This is a genomic window from Oceanimonas aquatica (genome assembly GCF_030732065.1).
Taxonomy (GTDB): Bacteria; Pseudomonadota; Gammaproteobacteria; order Enterobacterales; family Aeromonadaceae; genus Oceanimonas.
On record NZ_JAVBHX010000008.1, the window covers coordinates 91,857 to 109,675 of the forward strand.

Annotated in this window: 15 protein-coding genes; 4 read left to right on the forward strand and 11 right to left on the reverse strand. The window is 60.8% G+C overall.

Going from position 1 to position 17,819, the window contains the following annotated elements:
* Positions 1–92: 92 nt before the first annotated feature.
* From pepA to Q9290_RS12510, 4 genes are all read left to right on the forward strand, one after another.
* Positions 93–1,604, forward strand: coding sequence for a leucyl aminopeptidase (gene pepA, locus Q9290_RS12495; RefSeq protein WP_306079977.1), 1,512 nt, complete (start codon positions 93–95; stop codon positions 1,602–1,604).
* Between the two features lies 1 nt (position 1,605).
* The gene (locus tag Q9290_RS12500) at positions 1,606–2,049 is read left to right on the forward strand and encodes a DNA polymerase III subunit chi (protein ID WP_306079978.1); all 444 of its coding nucleotides are present in this window, start codon (positions 1,606–1,608) and stop codon (positions 2,047–2,049) included.
* Positions 2,050–2,053: 4 nt separating this feature from the next.
* Entirely contained in the window at positions 2,054–4,906 is a 2,853-nt protein-coding gene (locus tag Q9290_RS12505; RefSeq protein ID WP_306079979.1) for a valine--tRNA ligase, read from the forward strand.
* A 149-nt stretch (positions 4,907–5,055) separates the two neighbouring features.
* Positions 5,056–5,529: a CAP domain-containing protein gene (locus tag Q9290_RS12510; protein ID WP_306079980.1), complete on the forward strand. Its 474-nt coding sequence runs from the start codon at positions 5,056–5,058 to the stop codon at positions 5,527–5,529.
* A 15-nt stretch (positions 5,530–5,544) separates the two neighbouring features.
* On the opposite strand, the gene Q9290_RS12515 is transcribed toward Q9290_RS12510, so the two are convergent.
* The 11 genes from Q9290_RS12515 to ftsZ all read right to left on the reverse strand — a co-directional run bounded on the left by Q9290_RS12515 (position 5,545) and on the right by ftsZ (position 17,819).
* Positions 5,545–5,754 (reverse strand): glycine zipper 2TM domain-containing protein, encoded by a 210-nt coding sequence (locus Q9290_RS12515; protein WP_371930924.1) that lies wholly within the window; start codon positions 5,752–5,754, stop codon positions 5,545–5,547.
* Between the two features lie 129 nt (positions 5,755–5,883).
* Positions 5,884–6,123, reverse strand: a complete 240-nt coding sequence (locus Q9290_RS12520) for a hypothetical protein (RefSeq protein ID WP_306079982.1) — start codon at positions 6,121–6,123, stop codon at positions 5,884–5,886.
* Between the two features lie 3 nt (positions 6,124–6,126).
* Positions 6,127–6,303 (reverse strand): hypothetical protein, encoded by a 177-nt coding sequence (locus tag Q9290_RS12525; RefSeq protein ID WP_306079983.1) that lies wholly within the window; start codon positions 6,301–6,303, stop codon positions 6,127–6,129.
* Positions 6,304–6,314: 11 nt separating this feature from the next.
* Complete coding sequence (locus Q9290_RS12530; protein ID WP_306079984.1) at positions 6,315–8,582, reverse strand: DUF6351 family protein; 2,268 nt, start codon at positions 8,580–8,582, stop codon at positions 6,315–6,317.
* Between the two features lie 71 nt (positions 8,583–8,653).
* Positions 8,654–9,013: a ribonuclease E inhibitor RraB gene (rraB, locus tag Q9290_RS12535; RefSeq protein ID WP_306079985.1), complete on the reverse strand. Its 360-nt coding sequence runs from the start codon at positions 9,011–9,013 to the stop codon at positions 8,654–8,656.
* Complete coding sequence (locus Q9290_RS12540) at positions 9,010–9,759, reverse strand: 1-acylglycerol-3-phosphate O-acyltransferase (RefSeq protein ID WP_306079986.1); 750 nt, start codon at positions 9,757–9,759, stop codon at positions 9,010–9,012. The genes rraB and Q9290_RS12540 overlap by 4 nt, the downstream gene beginning before the upstream one ends.
* A gap of 93 nt (positions 9,760–9,852) precedes the next feature.
* Complete coding sequence (locus Q9290_RS12545; protein ID WP_306079987.1) at positions 9,853–11,520, reverse strand: methyl-accepting chemotaxis protein; 1,668 nt, start codon at positions 11,518–11,520, stop codon at positions 9,853–9,855.
* 121 nt (positions 11,521–11,641) lie between these two features.
* Positions 11,642–12,340 carry a chemotaxis protein gene (locus Q9290_RS12550; RefSeq protein WP_306079988.1) on the reverse strand — a complete coding sequence of 233 codons (699 nt, stop codon included), beginning with the start codon at positions 12,338–12,340 and terminating at the stop codon, positions 11,642–11,644.
* Positions 12,341–12,571: 231 nt separating this feature from the next.
* Positions 12,572–15,307: a preprotein translocase subunit SecA gene (secA, locus tag Q9290_RS12555; protein WP_306079989.1), complete on the reverse strand. Its 2,736-nt coding sequence runs from the start codon at positions 15,305–15,307 to the stop codon at positions 12,572–12,574.
* 354 nt (positions 15,308–15,661) lie between these two features.
* Positions 15,662–16,585 carry a UDP-3-O-acyl-N-acetylglucosamine deacetylase gene (gene lpxC / locus Q9290_RS12560; RefSeq protein ID WP_306079990.1) on the reverse strand — a complete coding sequence of 308 codons (924 nt, stop codon included), beginning with the start codon at positions 16,583–16,585 and terminating at the stop codon, positions 15,662–15,664.
* 97 nt (positions 16,586–16,682) lie between these two features.
* Positions 16,683–17,819 carry a cell division protein FtsZ gene (gene ftsZ, locus Q9290_RS12565; protein ID WP_306079991.1) on the reverse strand — a complete coding sequence of 379 codons (1,137 nt, stop codon included), beginning with the start codon at positions 17,817–17,819 and terminating at the stop codon, positions 16,683–16,685.

The following is a 17,819-nucleotide window of genomic DNA, read 5'->3' on the forward strand; positions in this document are numbered from 1 at the left end:
TTCGCATATTAACTCTGCGAAATCCGGCGCCTTGGCGATGCCCGTCATTATCGTTCATTCGGCGCCCATTGTCTTCAGGCTCAGGAGAATCCATGGAGTTCAGTGTAAAAAGCGGTAGTCCCGAGAAACAGCGCAGCGCCTGCATCGTGGTCGGCGTGTACGAACCGCGCCGGCTGTCACCGGTAGCCGAGCAGCTCGACAAGGTCAGCGACGGCTACCTCAGCTCGCTGCTCCGCCGCGGCGATCTGGAAGGCAAACCCGGCCAGACCCTGCTGCTGCATCAGGTACCCGGCGTACTGGGCGAGCGGGTACTGCTGGTCGGCTGCGGCAAGGAACGCGAGCTGGATGAACGGCAATACAAGCAGATCATTCGCAACACCATCAGCACCCTGAACGAAACCGGCTCCATGGAAGCGGTCTGCTTCCTCACCGAGCTGCACGTCAAGGGCCGCGACACCTACTGGAAGGTACGCCAGGCGGTGGAAACCACCCTCGCCAGTCTGTACAGTTTTGACCAGTTCAAGACCAACAAGGCCGAACCACGCCGCCCGTTGCGCAAACTGGTATTCAATGTGCCCACCCGCCGCGAGCTGACCATTGGCGAGCGTGCCATCGCCCACGGCCAGGCCGTGGCCCGGGGCGTGCGCGTCTGTCGCGACGTGGCCAACATGCCGCCCAACGTGTGCAACCCGGCCTACCTGGCCTCTCAGGCGCGCCAGCTGGCCGACGCCTGGGACAACATCAGCACTCGGGTCATCGGCGAGGAAGAAATGGCCGAGCTGGGCATGAACGCCTATCTGGCGGTGGCCCGTGGCTCTCACAACGAAGCCATGATGTCGGTGATTGAATACAAGGGTCACCCGGATCCCGATGCCCGCCCCATTGCCCTGGTGGGTAAAGGGCTTACCTTTGATGCTGGCGGCATCTCGCTCAAGCCCGCCGAGGCCATGGACGAGATGAAATACGACATGGGCGGCGCCGCTTCCGTGCTGGGCACCATGAACGCCCTGGCCGAACTGCAGCTGCCGGTGAACGTAGTGGCCATTCTGGCCGGTTGCGAGAACATGCCCGACGGCAATGCCTACCGCCCCGGCGACATTCTCACCACCATGTCCGGTCAGACCGTGGAAGTGCTCAACACCGACGCCGAAGGCCGGCTGGTGCTGTGCGATGCGCTGACTTTTGTGGAGCGCTATGAGCCGGAAGCGGTGATCGACGTGGCCACCCTCACCGGGGCCTGCATCATCGCCCTGGGGCACCACACCTCGGGACTGCTGGCCAACCACAACCCGCTGGCTCACGAGTTGCTTAACGCCTCGGACCAGGCCGGCGACAAGGCCTGGCGCCTGCCCATGAGCGACGAATACAACGAGCAGCTGGAAAGCCCCTTTGCCGACATGGCCAACATCGGCGGCCGGCCGGCGGGCACCATTACCGCCGCCTGCTTCCTGAGCCGGTTCACCAAGAAGTACAACTGGGCCCACCTGGACGTGGCCGGCACCGCCTGGCTAAGCGGCAAGAACAAGGGGGCCACCGGCCGTCCGGTACCGCTGCTGACCCAGTTCCTGCTGAACCGCGCCGGCGCCCTGAACGTCGAAGAATAAAATGAGCACCGGCTGTTTTCACCTGTTGCCCAACGACGACGACATCCTGCTGGAACAGCAGGTGTGTCGCCTCGCCACCGACTGCTACCGCCAGGGCCTGGGTGTGTTTATTTACACCACCGACCAGGCCCGGGCCGAGGCCATTGATGAGCGGTTATGGCAGCAGGAGGCCGACAGCTTCGTGGCGCACAACCTGCAGGGCGAAGGCCCGCGTCAGGGCGCGCCCGTGGTCATCGGCTGGCAGCCGCCCCAGGGCGGCCGCGCCGTGCTGATCAACCTGGCCCCCGAGGCCCCTGCCTTTGCCCGCCGTTTTGGTCAGCTGCACGACTTCGTGCCGGCCTCAGACCCGGGCAAACAGCAGGCCCGGGAGCGCTTCAAGGCCTACCGCCAGGCCGGCTTCGAGCTGACCACAGAGCCGGTACCACTCCAAACTCAAGATGTATAACACCATGGAAAAAACCTTTAACCCCAACGCCATCGAGCAGGCCCTGTACCAGCAATGGGAAAGCAAGGGCTACTTCAAGCCCCACGGCGACACCAGCAAAGATGCCTACAGCATCATGATTCCGCCGCCCAACGTGACCGGCAGCCTGCACATGGGCCACGCCTTTCAGGACTCCATCATGGATACCCTGATCCGCTACCAGCGCATGCAGGGCAAAAACACCCTGTGGCAGGTGGGCACCGACCACGCCGGTATCGCCACCCAGATGGTGGTGGAGCGCAAGATCGCCGCCGAGGAAGGCAAGACCCGTCACGACTACGGCCGCGACGCCTTTATCGACAAGATCTGGGACTGGAAAAAGGAATCCGGCGGCACCATCACTCAGCAGCTGCGCCGGCTGGGCGCCTCGGTGGACTGGGAGCGTGAACGCTTCACCATGGATGAGGGCCTGTCCAACGCGGTGAAGGAAGTGTTTGTGCGCCTGTATGAAGACGATCTCATTTACCGCGGCAAGCGCCTGGTGAACTGGGACCCCAAGCTGCACACCGCCATTTCCGATCTGGAAGTGGAAAACAAGGACAAGAAGGGCCACATGTGGCACTTCCGCTATCCGCTGGCCGACGGTGTCAAGACCGCCGATGGCAAGGACTACCTGGTGGTGGCCACCACCCGTCCGGAAACCATGCTGGGTGACACCGCCGTGGCGGTGAACCCGGAAGATCCGCGTTATAAAGACTTGATAGGCAAGGCCATTATCCTGCCCATCGTCAACCGCCGAATTCCCATCGTGGGCGACGACCATGCCGACATGGAAAAGGGCACCGGTTGCGTGAAGATCACCCCGGCCCACGACTTCAACGACTACGAAGTGGGCAAGCGTCATCAGTTGCCGATGATCAACGTGCTGACCTTTGACGCCGCCATTCGTAACGAAGCCGAGGTGTTCACCAGCACCGGCGAGCCGAGCGACGTGTACAGCCCCGAGCTGCCCGTGGCCTATCACGGTCTGGACCGCTTTGAAGCGCGCAGCGCCGTGGTGGCCGAGCTGGAAACTCTGGGTCTGCTCGACAGCATCAAGGATCACGACCTGACCGTGCCCTACGGCGACCGTGGCGGCGTGGTGATCGAGCCCATGCTCACCGACCAGTGGTACGTACGTGCCGCCCCTCTGGCCAAGGTGGCCACCCAGGCGGTAGAAGACGGCGACATTCAGTTCGTGCCCAAGCAGTACGAAAACATGTACTTCTCCTGGATGCGCGACATTCAGGACTGGTGTATCTCCCGTCAGCTGTGGTGGGGCCACCGTATTCCCGCCTGGTACGACGAGTCCGGCAAGGTCTACGTGGGTAGAGATGAAGCCGAAGTGCGCGCCGCCCATAACCTGGGCGATGACGTGGTGCTGAGCCAGGACGACGACGTGCTCGACACCTGGTTCAGCTCGGCGCTGTGGACCTTCTCCACCCTGGGCTGGCCGGAAAAAACTCCGGAGCTGGCCACCTTCCATCCGTCCAGCGTGCTGGTCACCGGCTTTGACATCATCTTCTTCTGGGTGGCGCGCATGATCATGATGACCATGCACTTCATCAAGGACGAAAACGGCAAGCCCCAGGTGCCGTTCAAAACCGTTTACGTCACCGGTCTGATCCGTGACGAGAACGGCGACAAGATGTCCAAGTCCAAGGGCAACGTGCTCGACCCCCTCGACATGATCGACGGCATCGATCTGGAATCCCTGGTCACCAAGCGCACCGGCAACATGATGCAGCCCCAGCTGGCCGCCAAGATTGAAAAGCGCACCCGCAAGGAATTTGCCGACGGCATCGAGGCCCACGGCACCGACGCCCTGCGCTTTACCCTGTGCGCCATGGCTTCCACCGGCCGTGACATCAACTGGGACATGAAGCGCCTGGACGGCTACCGCAACTTCTGCAACAAGCTGTGGAACGCCTCTCGCTACGTGCTGATGAACACCGAAGAGCAGGACTGCGGCCAGAACGGCGGCGAGCTGCAATACTCGCTGGCGGACCGCTGGATCCGCGCCCAGCTGCAGGCCACCATCGCCGATGTACGCAGCGCCCTGGACGGCTACCGCTTTGACCGCGCCGCCAGTGCCCTGTACGAGTTTATCTGGAACCAGTTCTGCGACTGGTATCTGGAGCTCACCAAGCCGGTGCTGTGGCATGGCTCCGAGGCCGAGCAGCGCGCCACCCGCAAGACCCTGATCGAGGTGCTGGAAACCCTGCTGCGTCTGGCGCACCCCATCATGCCCTACATCACCGAGGAAATCTGGCAACGGGTCGCCCCGTTGGCCGGACGCGGTGGCGACAGCATCATGCTGGCCGCCTACCCCGAGGTGAATGCCGCCGAGCAGGACGAGCAGGCCATGGCCGATCTGGAGTGGGTGAAGCGCTTTATCGTGTCCATCCGCAACCTGCGCGCCGAGATGAACATTCCCCCGGGCCAGGCCCTGAGCGTGCTGCTGCGCCCGGCCGGTGAAGACGCCCGCCGCGCCACCGACAACGACGCCTTCCTCAAGGCCATGGCCAAGCTCGACAGCATCACCCTGCTGGCCGCCGGCGACGAAGCGCCGGTGTCTACCAAGCAGCTGATCGGCGACACCGAGCTGCTGCTGCCCATGGCCGGCCTGATTGACAAGGACGCCGAACTGGCCCGCCTTGACAAGGAGCTGGGCAAGATTCAGGGCGAGATCAAGCGTCTCGAAGGCAAGCTCAACAACCAGGGCTTTGTGGCCAAGGCCCCCGCCGAGGTGGTGGCCAAGGAGCAGGAAAAACTGGCCGATTACCAGGCCACCCTGGCCAAGCTGGAGCAGCAGCGCGACCAGATCGCCAGCCTGTAACCCCGACAGTTAACCCGTTACGCAACAGCCCCGGCAACCGCCGGGGCTTTTTTATGGCCGCTTGCTGGTGAGGGGGAAAAAGGGAAACATGGCGTTTTCAGGCCCGCGCCCTTAATCTGAAAACACTATGTCCATCAAGGAGGTGCCCCATGAAACGGCATCATTTGCTCTGGCTGACAGGGCTGCTGGCCAGCTTCGTCTCTGCCACCGATATAAAACAGGCATTGCTGGAGGCCCACAATGAGGTTCGTGCCGAGGTGGGCGCCGTCCCGCTGGTCTGGTCGGCCCGGGCCGAAACGCAGGCCGCTGGCTGGGCACACGAGCTGAGCAAGCGCTGCGATATTGAGCACAGCCGGGGCTCGGGCTTTGGCGAGAATCTGTTTATGGGAACCCTCGGCTATTACGACGAGCTGGACGGGGTAAAAAGCTGGGAAGAGGAAAAGCGGTATTATTCGGGCCAGCCCCTCACCCGGGCGCTGGTTCTCAAAGTGGGCCACTACACCCAGATGGTGTGGTCCGACACTCAAGAGCTGGGCTGCGCCACCAGCACCTGCAACGACATCATGATACTGGTGTGCAATTACCATCCGCCGGGCAACTACCTGGGCGAAGCCGCCTGGTAATGCCCGGCGGGAGTATCATTTGCCGGTCTGATTACCGATCACACCACCGACCACGGCGCCACCTATGGTGCCCACAGCGCTGCCATGGGTCAGCACCGAGCTGGCCACACCGCCCACACCAGCGCCAATGGCGGTATTGCGGTCCCGATCAGACATGTTGGCACAGGCCGACAGCCCAAGTAGCAATACCACCGCCACTGCGCTCGCCTTCACGTTGCCATGCATAACCATCTTTCATTACCTCTGTTCACTCTCCGGGCACACAACGCCCGGCCTCAGCATTAAGTGTATGCCGGGTCAGACCAGCCCGACAGAGGCAAGCGAACGCCCTGTGCAGAGCGCTGACGCAGTGATTCAGGCCGCCAGCCACAACAACCGCACCACCGCCACATTGGCGATGCTGACCAGCAGCAGAAAATCGACGTAAATCATCACCAGGTAACGAAAATAATTGTGCCGGCTGTGCCGTATCAACCCCAGCTCCTCCTGATGAGCCCGGTGCGCCCGTGCAATTTTGCCAAACAGGGTCAGCTCAAAATGCATCAGCACCCGGCTGATCAGGCTCAGTACCGTGCCCAGCAGCGGCGCTATCAAAATCTAGCCCCGCAGCACCTGAGCGATCTCGGGCTTGAGGTAAGGCACCGAGCCCAGCAGCACCACAGCAATGGTGATCTGAAACAGCTTTTGCCAGATGTGGTCGTGGCGGTATTTGTACTCGTCCCACAATTGCATGTGGGGATCCGGTGGCGGATACATCAGGCCTTCCCTAAACATGTTTTGCGCCACTATAACACGCCAGTGAGTCCCATCTCTGCATTGCTGGGACGTCCCATATCTCCCCGGCTGAAATCGCAGACACCATCGGGAAAGACCACGCGCAGCATGGCCAGGTGCGAGCGCATGTCGAGCTCACCGTAAACGCCTTGAGCCACGGCCTGTTCAACCGGGATCAGGGCACACTGGAACAGCTCTCCGGTCAGCGGGGCGCCGGCCACGTTACGGGGCGAGCGAAACGCCGGGTAACGCTGCAGGCAGGCACCGGTCTCGGCATTGCCCCGCCAGGGGCCGTTCCATACGCTGTTTCCTTCGGCAATCAGCTCACCGGTGTCGGTCCAGCAGGCGTCCACGGCCGTGGCGGGCCGCTGCCCCGTGGTGAGCCACTCGTCAAGCACCTCAAAGGCCCGGTCGCTGGGATTAAAGGGCTTTCCGCTTTGCCAGATCACCAGATTGTCGGTGTTGCCGCGGGCGGCCTGCATGCGCAGCCACACCGACTGGGTAGCATAGGAGTGGTGCATGTCGAGCTCGGGGTCGAGGTAGTGCCGCACATCGATAACCGGAATATCGATATCGCCCAGGAAGACGTGGCCGGAGCGGTAGGCGGCGGCAATGGCGTCGTGGTTCCCCCGACTGCGGGGGGCGGTTTTAACCATGTCGGCCCGGTTGCGCTCAAACACCCACAGCGGTACCGGACTGCCCGGGGTCTTGCGCATGTTGTGATCGCTCCAGATGGATACGCCGGCCAGGCTGTCGTCGCCGGTCAGCACCCAGAGCTTTTCCTGTACCATGTCGGCCGGCGGCTTCCAGCTGCCGATATTGGCGTTGAGATGGAAGAACTCGGCGGGGGTGATCTCCCGCTCGATAAGGGCCCCCAGCCCGTATTGCACGCCGGTATTATCGTGAGTGCGGTTGGCATAGCCGTTGTCATCCACGCCATACACATACCCCAGATCGTGCCAGTGGCTGAAGCGTGCTTTTGCCACCACCGCCGGCGAGTAATAACGGGCCCGGTGGGAGTAATGGGGGTTGTTGGTCAGCGGGGCCAGACCGCGCCAGCTCTTGGAGCACTCGGTGGCCCCCGGGGGCAGCCCGGGCAGGCGCAACCCCAGTCCGGCCATGCGTGCCCAGCGGTAATACTTTTTGAACTCGTGCTCCACCTCGCTGCTGGCCGCCACCCCCATCACCAGGCCACGGTTTTCCTGCACGCGCCAGCGCTTGTTCTCCCGGGCAGTTACATCGAAGTAATATTCGAACAACTCGCAGTCCAGTGCCCAGATACTCTGGGTGATCATGTCCGGATAACTGTACTGGGGGATTAGGGCGTCAAGCAGGCCTGGCTTGTTCTGGGCGAACAGATACTGCTGCACGGCGCCACCGGAGCCGCCAATGCCCACCGTGTAGTCGGGCCGACCGTAGCGGGCTTCAAACTGAGCCTTGACCATTTCGGCGGTATTGGCCGCCAGCCACATGTTGTAGTGGTTGCTGGTGACATTGCCGCTGGAGCCCGCCAGCGCATAGCCCTGAGCCAGCTGGGCCACCAGCCGGCTGCCCACCCGCCCCAGGCTCATCTTGCCCTGGCGCTTGCCGATGCCGACCCCGCCCTTGAAGTGGAAAATCAGCTTGCGGTTCCAGTAGCGGCTGTGGGTGTCGGTGACCGGTGTCGTCGGATCGGCCAGCATGGCAAGCATGTACACAAAGCGGTTGATGGTGCCCTGCTCTACCCTGAGCACAAAGGGAATGCGCTCGCCATCCCGCTCGATCCAGTCCATGTCCTCGGGGTAGTCGCCTTCGGGCAGCCGCCGAAAGTCGTTCTTGCCCTTCACCCGGTAGTAGTAATCGAGGCGGGTGTTGAGCAGGCAGTCCTTGCTGTGACCCAACAGGCGCTGCTTGTTTTTTATGCCGTTTTCCTCGGCATACACAGGTGTGCCGATGCCGTCCTGGTTATCCACCAGCGGCTGACCCAGTCCGGATTCTTCGGTATTGCAGGAAAACGGGTATTGCAGCGGCCCAAGGGAGGTGTCGATGGGGCCGGTTTCGCCGGGCTGCACCGGAAAGTCAAAGGCGCCGAGATCCAGCTTTACCAGGGAAGCATGAGGGCCGGTATAAGGCGGGCGCGGGCGGGCCGGGTCATAGCCCGGCGGCAGGGTCTCCACCACCACCTCGGGAGCATCCGGCAGCAAGTGCCGGCCCAGGCGGGCCTGAATTTCACTGCAACCGGACAGAACAACCAGGAATGGCAGCAATAACCACAAGCAAGCGACGCGGTGACGGCACATGGTACTCTCCTTGATCCATGCATATATGGATCAAGCTTAGCCGAGCCGCTCCCGCCATGCCGCCCTTGCACTTATTCCTCTTCGTCGTCTCCCTCGAAGTAGGTGCCCCAGCCATCGTAGTCGATACCGTATTTCTCGGCGATGGGCAGCAGCTCTGCGATTTGTTGCATGATTTGCTCTTCGTTGAGGGCGCTGTCGGCCACGGCGTCAAAGCACAGCAGGGTCTGCCCCCGCTCCAGGGTCAGCTCCTCGGCATCGGTAACCTCGTAGCCGGCCTTGAAGCAGTCGACCGCGGCCTTTTCCAGGCGGGCGAAGTTCTGCCCGGAAAAGTGGTGTTCTATGGTGTATTCGGCATCGGGATGGCTGCCGTCGTTCAGCAGGGATTCAATGATGTCACGGGTTTCGGCCCGCCAGTCGGTGCTCTGGCTCATGATTCGGCTCCGGATTGAGTAAGGGAATCGGGACGGCGGACTTCCCCGTCGAGGCGGGTAATGCCGTCGGCAATCTGCTTGCGACTCTGTTTCAGCAGGTCGCGCAGTTGCGCCGGCTGGCACTCGCTTACGTCGATGGGTGGCATGATGTCGATCAGCACTTCGCCGTTGTCCCAGCGGTTCAGATCCACCTGACCAAAATAGCTGGAGCAGGCGACGGGCACTATGGGCACTCCCGCCTGCAGGGCAATATGAAAGGCGCCGGTCTTGAACGGCAGCAGCCCCTTGCCCTTGCTGCGGGTGCCTTCGGGAAACATCCAGATGGACAGCTTGCGGCTGCGTATTTTTTCCACCACCTTGCCGATGGTGCTGGCGGCCTTGGCCTTGTTTTCCCGGTTGATCAGCAGGTTGCCACTGAGCCAGAACAGGGGGCCAAACAACGGAATCCAGAACAGGCTGTTTTTGCCAATGGCCACGGTGCGCGGCGACAGCACGCCCGGGTGAGTGATGATGTCCCAGTTGGTCTGGTGGTTGGCAATGTAAATGGCCGACTCCAGATCCTTCACGTTGTCACGCCCGCGAATTCTGACCTTGAGCCCGATCAACGGACAGGCCAGGTGAAACAGGCGGCCAAGCAGATAAACGTTGTTCGGGTGGCGGGGGCGTACCAGGCACAACAGGGTACCCAGTACGAAAACGACGACCATGGCCAGGCCCAGCAACAGTATCCGCAACAGCTTTAACATGAACAATCCTCGCAATTTGAGACACGGCAGTATACTGACCGCCTTCCAAGGGAACAAGGCCGGCAGCCAGCTACCGAACTGCCACAGCCCGGCTCAGCGGAGCTGGGCGTGCGTGTTCTCGAGCCTGAAGCCCTGAACCGCCGTCTGTAATTGCTCGGCAAGACTGGCCAGCTCACGGCTGGCACTGGCAGTCTGATCGGCACCCGCGGCATTCTCCTCACCCATACCGTGAATGCTGGTGATATTACGGCTGATGTTCTCGGTCACCGAGGCCTGCTCTTCCACCGCACTGGCGATCTGGGTGTTCATGTCGCGGATCAACTGCACCGCCGAACTGATCATTTCCAGCGCCTGCTCGGCATCCCGCGCCCGCTCTACCGTCACTTCCGCCCGCTGACGGCCACTGTCCATGGCGGACTTGGCTTTTGCGGCATCGGCCTGTAGCCGGGCGATGGTGTTCACGATTTCCTGAGAAGAATGCTGGGTCTGCTCGGCGAGGTTGCGAACCTCAGCCGCCACCACCGCAAAGCCACGCCCCTGCTCACCGGCCCGTGCAGCCTCGATGGCGGCATTCAGCGCCAGCAGGTTGGTGCGATCGGCAATTTCCTGAATCACCTCAACCACGGAGCTGATCTGGGTGCTGCTGTCGGCCAGTGATTGCACCACTTCGCTGGTGGTGCCCACTTCCTCAGCCAGACAGCTGATCTGCTCGACAGTCTGCAGGACGATCTGGCGGCCCTGCTCGGCCGCTTCTGACGCAGAGCGAGCCGATTCCGCCGCTTGCCCGGTATTGTGCGAAACTTCCTGCACCGTGGCCGACATCTGGTTAATGGCGGTAGCAACCTGCTCGGTGTCCTGCTGCTGACGCTCAAGGTTGGTGCTGGTCTGCAGCGACACGGCCGAGGTTTCTTCTGCCGCCGAAGCCAGACCTGAACTTGAACTGTTAATCTGGCCGACCAGGTCACGCAATTTACTGGTCATGTGCTGCATGCGGCCATAGACGCCCTGTGCATCCGGTAAAAATTGCAGGCCAAGCTGGCCGTCGGCAATAGAACTGGCAATTCGTGCCATCTCGGCCGGCTCCGCCCCCAGAGGCTGCAGCACCGCCCGTCTGAGCACCCATCCCAGCAACAGGCTGAGCGTCACTAGCAGGGCCGCCATCACCACCATGACGATCACCATGTTATGCTTCTTGGCCCGGGCGATCTCGATATCCTGATCAAGGCGGGTCAGCAGCATCGAGATAAAGCGGTTAACCGACGCCTGAAGTACGGCCCTGTTGTCGTCATATTCCTTGTTAAATACCTTGCCCCAGGCTTCACGACTCTGGCCGACCTGCATCAGCTGCAACGCCTCGCTTTCCAGTTTCGCCATGTTCACGGTCGCCTGCCGGCCCTTTTCCAGCAACGCCAATTCCTGAGGAGTCAGCGTCATGGCCTGCAGCATCTGTTCGTTTGACTCGGTAAAACCGTTGATCCGCGGCTTGCGGCCTTCAGTCATCGCCAGTACGCTGCGGTAGTTGTCCAGATCTTTCTGGGCAGAGGTGGAGACATAATTACGGATACTGGCTGTCAGCTCCCCGGACATGATGCGCATCAGGTTGACGGAGTTAAAGTCTTCATGCCGCTTGTTCTGGGCCGCTTCAAGATCACTCTGCGCCTGTAATAAAAGAAACAGGGTGCCGCCCAATATCAGGGCAAAACCCAGTGCCACCAGGATAATCAACCGGATAATGGCCTTCAGGGTCATACCACTTCCCATACACTCCTCCCCGCAAACTGTATACAACGTTTAATTCAAACGGCGCGGATTATGTTCTTATTTAACTAAAATTAAAACACAAAAGATCCATTCGAGGCTTTATAAGGGAATCAGGGGAAACTCAGCCGGGAGTACCATGGCGCGCAGCCAGCACGACGCGGCCCTGATGGCGCTGGCCCTGGCGTAACTGCCAGCCCAGCACGAGACTGCATAACACCAACAGCAAGAACGTAATGAGCATGGCAATCATGGTATACCGGTTTTGCTGGCGTGCCTGCTCAATGTTCCGCTCCAGCCGTGCCACCAGCAGGTTTACAAACTGGTTGACCGATCCGGTCACTACTTCTCTGTAGCTGTCGTAGTCCGGGTTGAACACCTTTTGCCGGGCCTGAGCATAATGCCCCGCCTCCATCAGCCGAAGTGCCTCGTCTTCCAGCCTGGCCAGAGTCAGAGTCGCCTGGCGCGCCCGTTCCAGCAGGTTGAGCTCTTCCCGGGTCAGCGTCATTGACCGCAGCAGTTGCTCGTTGGAGATGACCCTGCCATTGTCCCTGGGATGGCGCCCTTCGGTCATGGCCAGCACATGGCGATACAGCGACAGGCTGCGCTCCGAGCCGGTATAGGCATAGTTGCGAATACCGGCACTGAGCTGGCCCGACAACTGCCGGATCTGGTTAGCGGCTTCGAAATACTCAAACCGCGTCTGCTGGGCCAGTGTCAGCGCCCGTTGCGATTGCAGCAGCATGACCAGCGCTATCGCACCCGCCAGCAGCAGCACCGGTGCCAGGGTAAATGCCAGCCGCAAAAACACTCTGTGATGCATGAATGCCTCTTGTTTTTATCCCGTAATTATTTTTATTTCCCCTTTGTGGGGGCGAAAATTATGGGTCAATCCGGCCCAAAGTGAAACCTGGCCGGACGCAGAATCCATAATAAAAATAATCTCACTCCTGTACGGCCCGGGTCGGGACAATATTTCAGTATTTTCCCTTTTTGCCATTTATATAATTAAAAAGCCGCCCGAAGGCGGCTTTTGCAGAAATACGATGCCGGCTCAGCTCAGCTTGCCGTGGCATTGCTTGTACTTTTTGCCCGAGCCGCAGGGGCAAGGGTCGTTGCGGCCCACTTTCTGGCCTTCCCGCACAAAGGGTGCACTTTCGGCTTCTGCTGCAGCAGTGGCAGGCTGACCATCGGTCAGCGGGCTGTCGGCCTCGGCATGGCTGTAGCTCTGAGGCAGGCGCTCGGCGGCTTCACGACGTTTGGCTTCGGCCGCATCCACTTCTTCCTGGGTCTGCACCCGCACCCGGCTGAGAATGCTCACCACCTCGCGCTTGAGGTTGTCCAGCATCTGGGTAAACAGCTCGTAGGACTCGCGCTTGTATTCCTGCTTGGGGTTCTTCTGGGCATAACCGCGCAGGTGAATGCCCTGACGCAGGTGATCCATGGCCGCCAAGTGCTCCTTCCACAGGTTGTCCAGGGTTTGCAGCATCACCGAGGTTTCAAACTGGCGCAGTACCTCGGCGCCCACCACGGCTTCCTTCTCCTCATAGGTGCTGGCGGCTTCGGCCAGTACCCGCTCCAGGATCTGCTCATCGTGCAGCTTGTCATCCTGCTTGAGCCAGTCACCGATGGGCAGCTCCAGGGCGAAATCACTCTGCAGACGCTGCTCCAGGCCGGGCACGTCCCACATTTCTTCCAGCGACTGGGGCGGAATGTATTCGTTAACCACATCGGTGAGCACGTCTTCGCGGATCACCGAGATGGTGTCGTGAATATCGCCGGAGTCGAGCAGCTCGTTGCGCTGCTCGTACACTACCTTGCGCTGATCATTGGCCACGTCGTCGAATTCGAGCAGGTTTTTACGAATGTCGAAGTTACGGGTTTCCACCTTGCGCTGGGCGTTTTCAATGGCCCGGGTCACCCAGGGATGTTCGATGGCCTCGCCTTCTTCCATGCCCAGTTTTTTCATCATGCCGGTGACCCGGTCTGACGCAAAGATGCGCATCAGGGCGTCTTCCATGGACAGGTAGAAACGGCTGGAGCCCGGGTCGCCCTGACGGCCGGCCCGGCCACGCAGCTGGTTATCGATACGGCGGGATTCGTGACGCTCGGTGCCGATAATATGCAGGCCGCCGGCGGCCAGCACGGCATCGTGGCGTGGCTGCCAGTCGGCCTTGATGGCGGCAATCTGCTCCGGCGTCGCGCCCTCACCCAGGGCCTCGATTTCCGACTGCCAGCTGCCGCCCAGCACGATATCGGTACCCCGGCCGGCCATGTTGGTGGCAATGGTCACGGTGCCGGCTCGGCCGGCCTGGGCGATGATCTCCGCTTCCTTCTGGTGGAACTTGGCGTTGAGCACCTGATGCCTGATGCCTTCCTTGTCGAGAATGCTGGAGAGCAGCTCGGAGTTCTCGATGGACACGGTACCTACCAGCACCGGCTGGCCCCGCTCGACGCAGTCCTTGATGTCGGCAACGATGGCCTGGTATTTCTCCGGCGCGGTCAGGTACACCAGGTCGCCCATGTCCTTGCGGATCATCGGCTTGTTGGTGGGGATCACCACGGTGTCGAGGCCGTAGATATGCTGGAATTCAAAGGCTTCGGTGTCGGCGGTGCCGGTCATGCCCGCCAGCTTGTCATACAGACGGAAGTAGTTCTGAAAGGTGATCGAGGCCAGGGTCTGGTTCTCATTCTGGATTTTCACCCCTTCCTTGGCTTCCACCGCCTGGTGCAGGCCCTCGGACCAGCGCCGACCCGGCATGGTGCGGCCGGTGTGCTCGTCGACGATCACCACTTCGTCGTTCTGTACTATGTAGTCGACGTTGCGCTCAAACAGGGTGTGAGCGCGCAGGCCGGCGTTGACGTGAGACAGCAGGGTAATGTTGCCGGCGGAAAACAGGGAGTCGTCTTCCTGCAGCAGGCCCATGCGCTTGAGCTCTTCTTCCACGAAGATCTGGCCGTTTTCGGTAAGCAGCGCCTGCTTGTTTTTCTCGTCCACCGTGTAGTGGCCGTCACCCGTGTATTCCTCGGTGTCTTCCTGATCCTGCTTCACCAGTTTGGGGATCAGGGTATCGATGCGCTTGTACAGCTCGGAGCTGTCTTCCGCCGGGCCGGAGATGATCAGCGGGGTACGGGCCTCGTCGATCAGTACCGAGTCCACTTCATCCACCAGGGCGTAGTTCAGCGGACGCTGCACCCGCTGCTCGGGCGAAAACGCCATGTTGTCGCGCAGGTAGTCAAAGCCGAATTCGTTGTTGGTGCCGTAGGTGATGTCACAGGCATAGGCGGCCTGCTTTTCCTGATGACTCATGCCCGGCAGGTTGCAGCCCACGGTCAGGCCCAGGAATTCGAACAGCGGCCGGTTGCCTTCGGCATCCCGGCGGGCCAGGTAGTCGTTCACCGTGACCACGTGCACGCCCCGGCCGCTGAGGGCGTTCAGGTACACCGGCAGGGTACCGGTCAGGGTTTTACCTTCACCGGTTTTCATTTCGGCGATCTGGTTGTTGTTGAGCACCATGCCGCCGATCATCTGCACGTCGAAGTGACGCATGGCAAACACCCGCTTGGACGCCTCACGCACCACCGCAAAGGCTTCGGGCAAAATCTGCTCCAGGGTTTCGCCCTGCTCCAGGCGGGTACGGAATTCCACCGTCTTGCCCTGCAGCTCGGCATCGGACAGGGCCTCGAACTTCGGCTCCATGGCATTGATTTCGTTTACTACCTTGCGCAGTCGCTTCAGGGTTCGGTCGTTGCGACTGCCAATGATTCGAGTGAAGAGTTTGGTGATCATGCTTGGCCAATTGTGATGTTGAAAAAGGTCACCCCGCGCGCCGCGGAGCCATAACGATACATTTTGCCGGAAAAGACGGTGCGCCCCATGCGGCCGGCCCTGCGCTTTCGGCATTTCATTTATGCAAATGTAACCCGTTGGGGCAGCAAGAAAAAGGGTCTGGTAAATGCGCGAATCGGGAATTATATGGTGATGATGCGGGCAATAATCAAGGGCAATGGCCGGCAAAAGGGCCCGCAGCGCCGGAATGCGTGGTAAAAACTGACGCCATTCGCGCAAAAACAGCGCAATGAGTATTCAGAACAAAACAAAAAACACGCCGGCGCGGAGAGATGCCGGCGTGTGTATACGGGATCAGGCGGGCTGGAAGGCGGTGTCGTAGTAACGGATCGGCGACTCGGCGCCCTCGTCACCAAAGGTGACCATTTCCCAGGCGTCGGCTTGTGCCAGCAGCGCCCGCAACAGGTTGTTGTTGAGGGCATGGCCGGTCTTGTAGGCACAAAACTCGCCCAGAATGCTGTGGTTGCACATATACAGATCGCCGATGGCGTCCAGCATCTTGTGCTTCACAAACTCGTTGGGGTAGCGCAGACCGTCTTCGTTGAGCACCTTGTACTCGTCCAGCACCACGGCGTTTTCCAGGCTGCCGCCCAGTGCCAGATTCTGGGAGTGCAGGTATTCGATGTCGCGCATAAAGCCGAAGGTTCTGGCCCGGCTCAGTTCCTTCACAAAGGCGGCGCCGGAAAAATCCAGTACCAGATGCTGACTGCGGCCTTCAAACACAGGATGCTTGAAGTCGATGGTCAGATCCATGCGAAAGCCCTTGTTAAAGGGACGCAGTTCGGCCCACTTGTCGCCGTCTTCCACCCGGATCGGCTTTTTGATGCGAATGAAGCGCTTGAGCGCGTTCAGCTCGCGAATGCCGCCGGACTGTAGCAGGTAGATAAAGGGATGGGAACTGCCGTCCATCACCGGCACCTCGGGGGCATCCACCTCAATATAGAGGTTGTCGATACCCAGCCCCGCCAGTGCGGCGGACAGGTGCTCGATGGTGGATACCCGCACGCCTTCATCATTGACCAGGGCGGTACACAGCATGGTGTCCTTCACCAGGTCGGCGTCGGCCCGAATCTCGACCTGCGGCTCCAGATCGGTACGACGAAACACGATACCTGTGTTGGCCGGCGCAGGAACAAAGCGCATCTGCACCTTGTGGCCGGAATGCAGGCCGATTCCGGTGGCCTGCACGGTATTTTTCAGAGTTCGTTGTCTAATCATAGGATTGTCCGTCAGTCAGATAGCCCGATTCGAACCATATAAAATGGCCACGTATGCTAACACGTTTTTACCCACCCGCGCCAATCCGGCGCATTTTTCAGTCGGCCTGCTTGCGCAGGAAGGCCGGAATGTCCAGGTAATCCAGATCGGTTTTCGCCTGGGCGGTATCGCCACCCACGGCCACCTTGCCACCCTGCTCTTCCGGGGTTTCGGCGCGGCGCATGCCGTTGTCGTCGCGGCTGTTGCCGGACTTCACCAGGGTGATGTCGGGCTTGCGCTCGGCACCGATACCGGTGGCCACCACGGTGACCCGCAGCTCGTCGGTGATTTCCGGATCCAGTACGGTACCCACCACCACGGTGGCGTTCTCGGAGGCAAAGGCCTTGACCGCGTTGCCCACGGTTTCGAACTCTTCAATGCTCATGTCGAGGCCGGCGGTGATGTTCACCAGAATGCCCCGGGCACCGGCCAGATCCACGTCTTCCAGCAGCGGGCTGGAGATCGCCTTCTCGGCGGCTTCCTCGGCTCTGTCTTCACCGGTGGCATGGCCGGTACCCATCATGGCGGTACCCATTTCCCGCATCACGGTGCGTACGTCGGCGAAGTCAACGTTGATCAGACCCGGACGGGTGATCAGCTCGGCAATGCCCTGCACCGCCCCCAGCAGCACGTTGTTGGCGGCCTTGAAGGCGTCCAGCAGGGAGATGCCGCGACCCAGCACCTTCAGCAGCTTGTCGTTGGGAATGGTGATCAGCGAGTCGACGTGCTTGGCCAGCTCGTTGATGCCCTGCTGGGCATAGTTCATGCGCTTCTTGCCTTCAAAGGCGAAGGGCTTGGTCACCACGGCCACGGTCAGAATACCCAGCTCCTTGGCCACTTCGGCTACTACCGGAGCAGCACCGGTACCGGTACCACCACCCATGCCGGCGGCGATAAACACCATGTCGGCGCCGTCGAGCAGATCGCGAATGGCGTCCTTGTCTTCCAGGGCGGCATCACGCCCCACTTCCGGATTGGCTCCCGCGCCCAGGCCTTTCGTAATGGCGCTGCCGACCTGCAGGGTGTGATGGGCACTGGCGTTGCGCAGCGCCTGGGCATCGGTGTTGATGGCCAGGAATTCAACCCCTTCGAGGTTTTCCCGTACCATGTGCTCAACGGCGTTACCGCCGCCGCCGCCCACACCGACCACTTTAATGACGGCTTCCTGCTCGTGATCATTCATCAGTTCAAACAT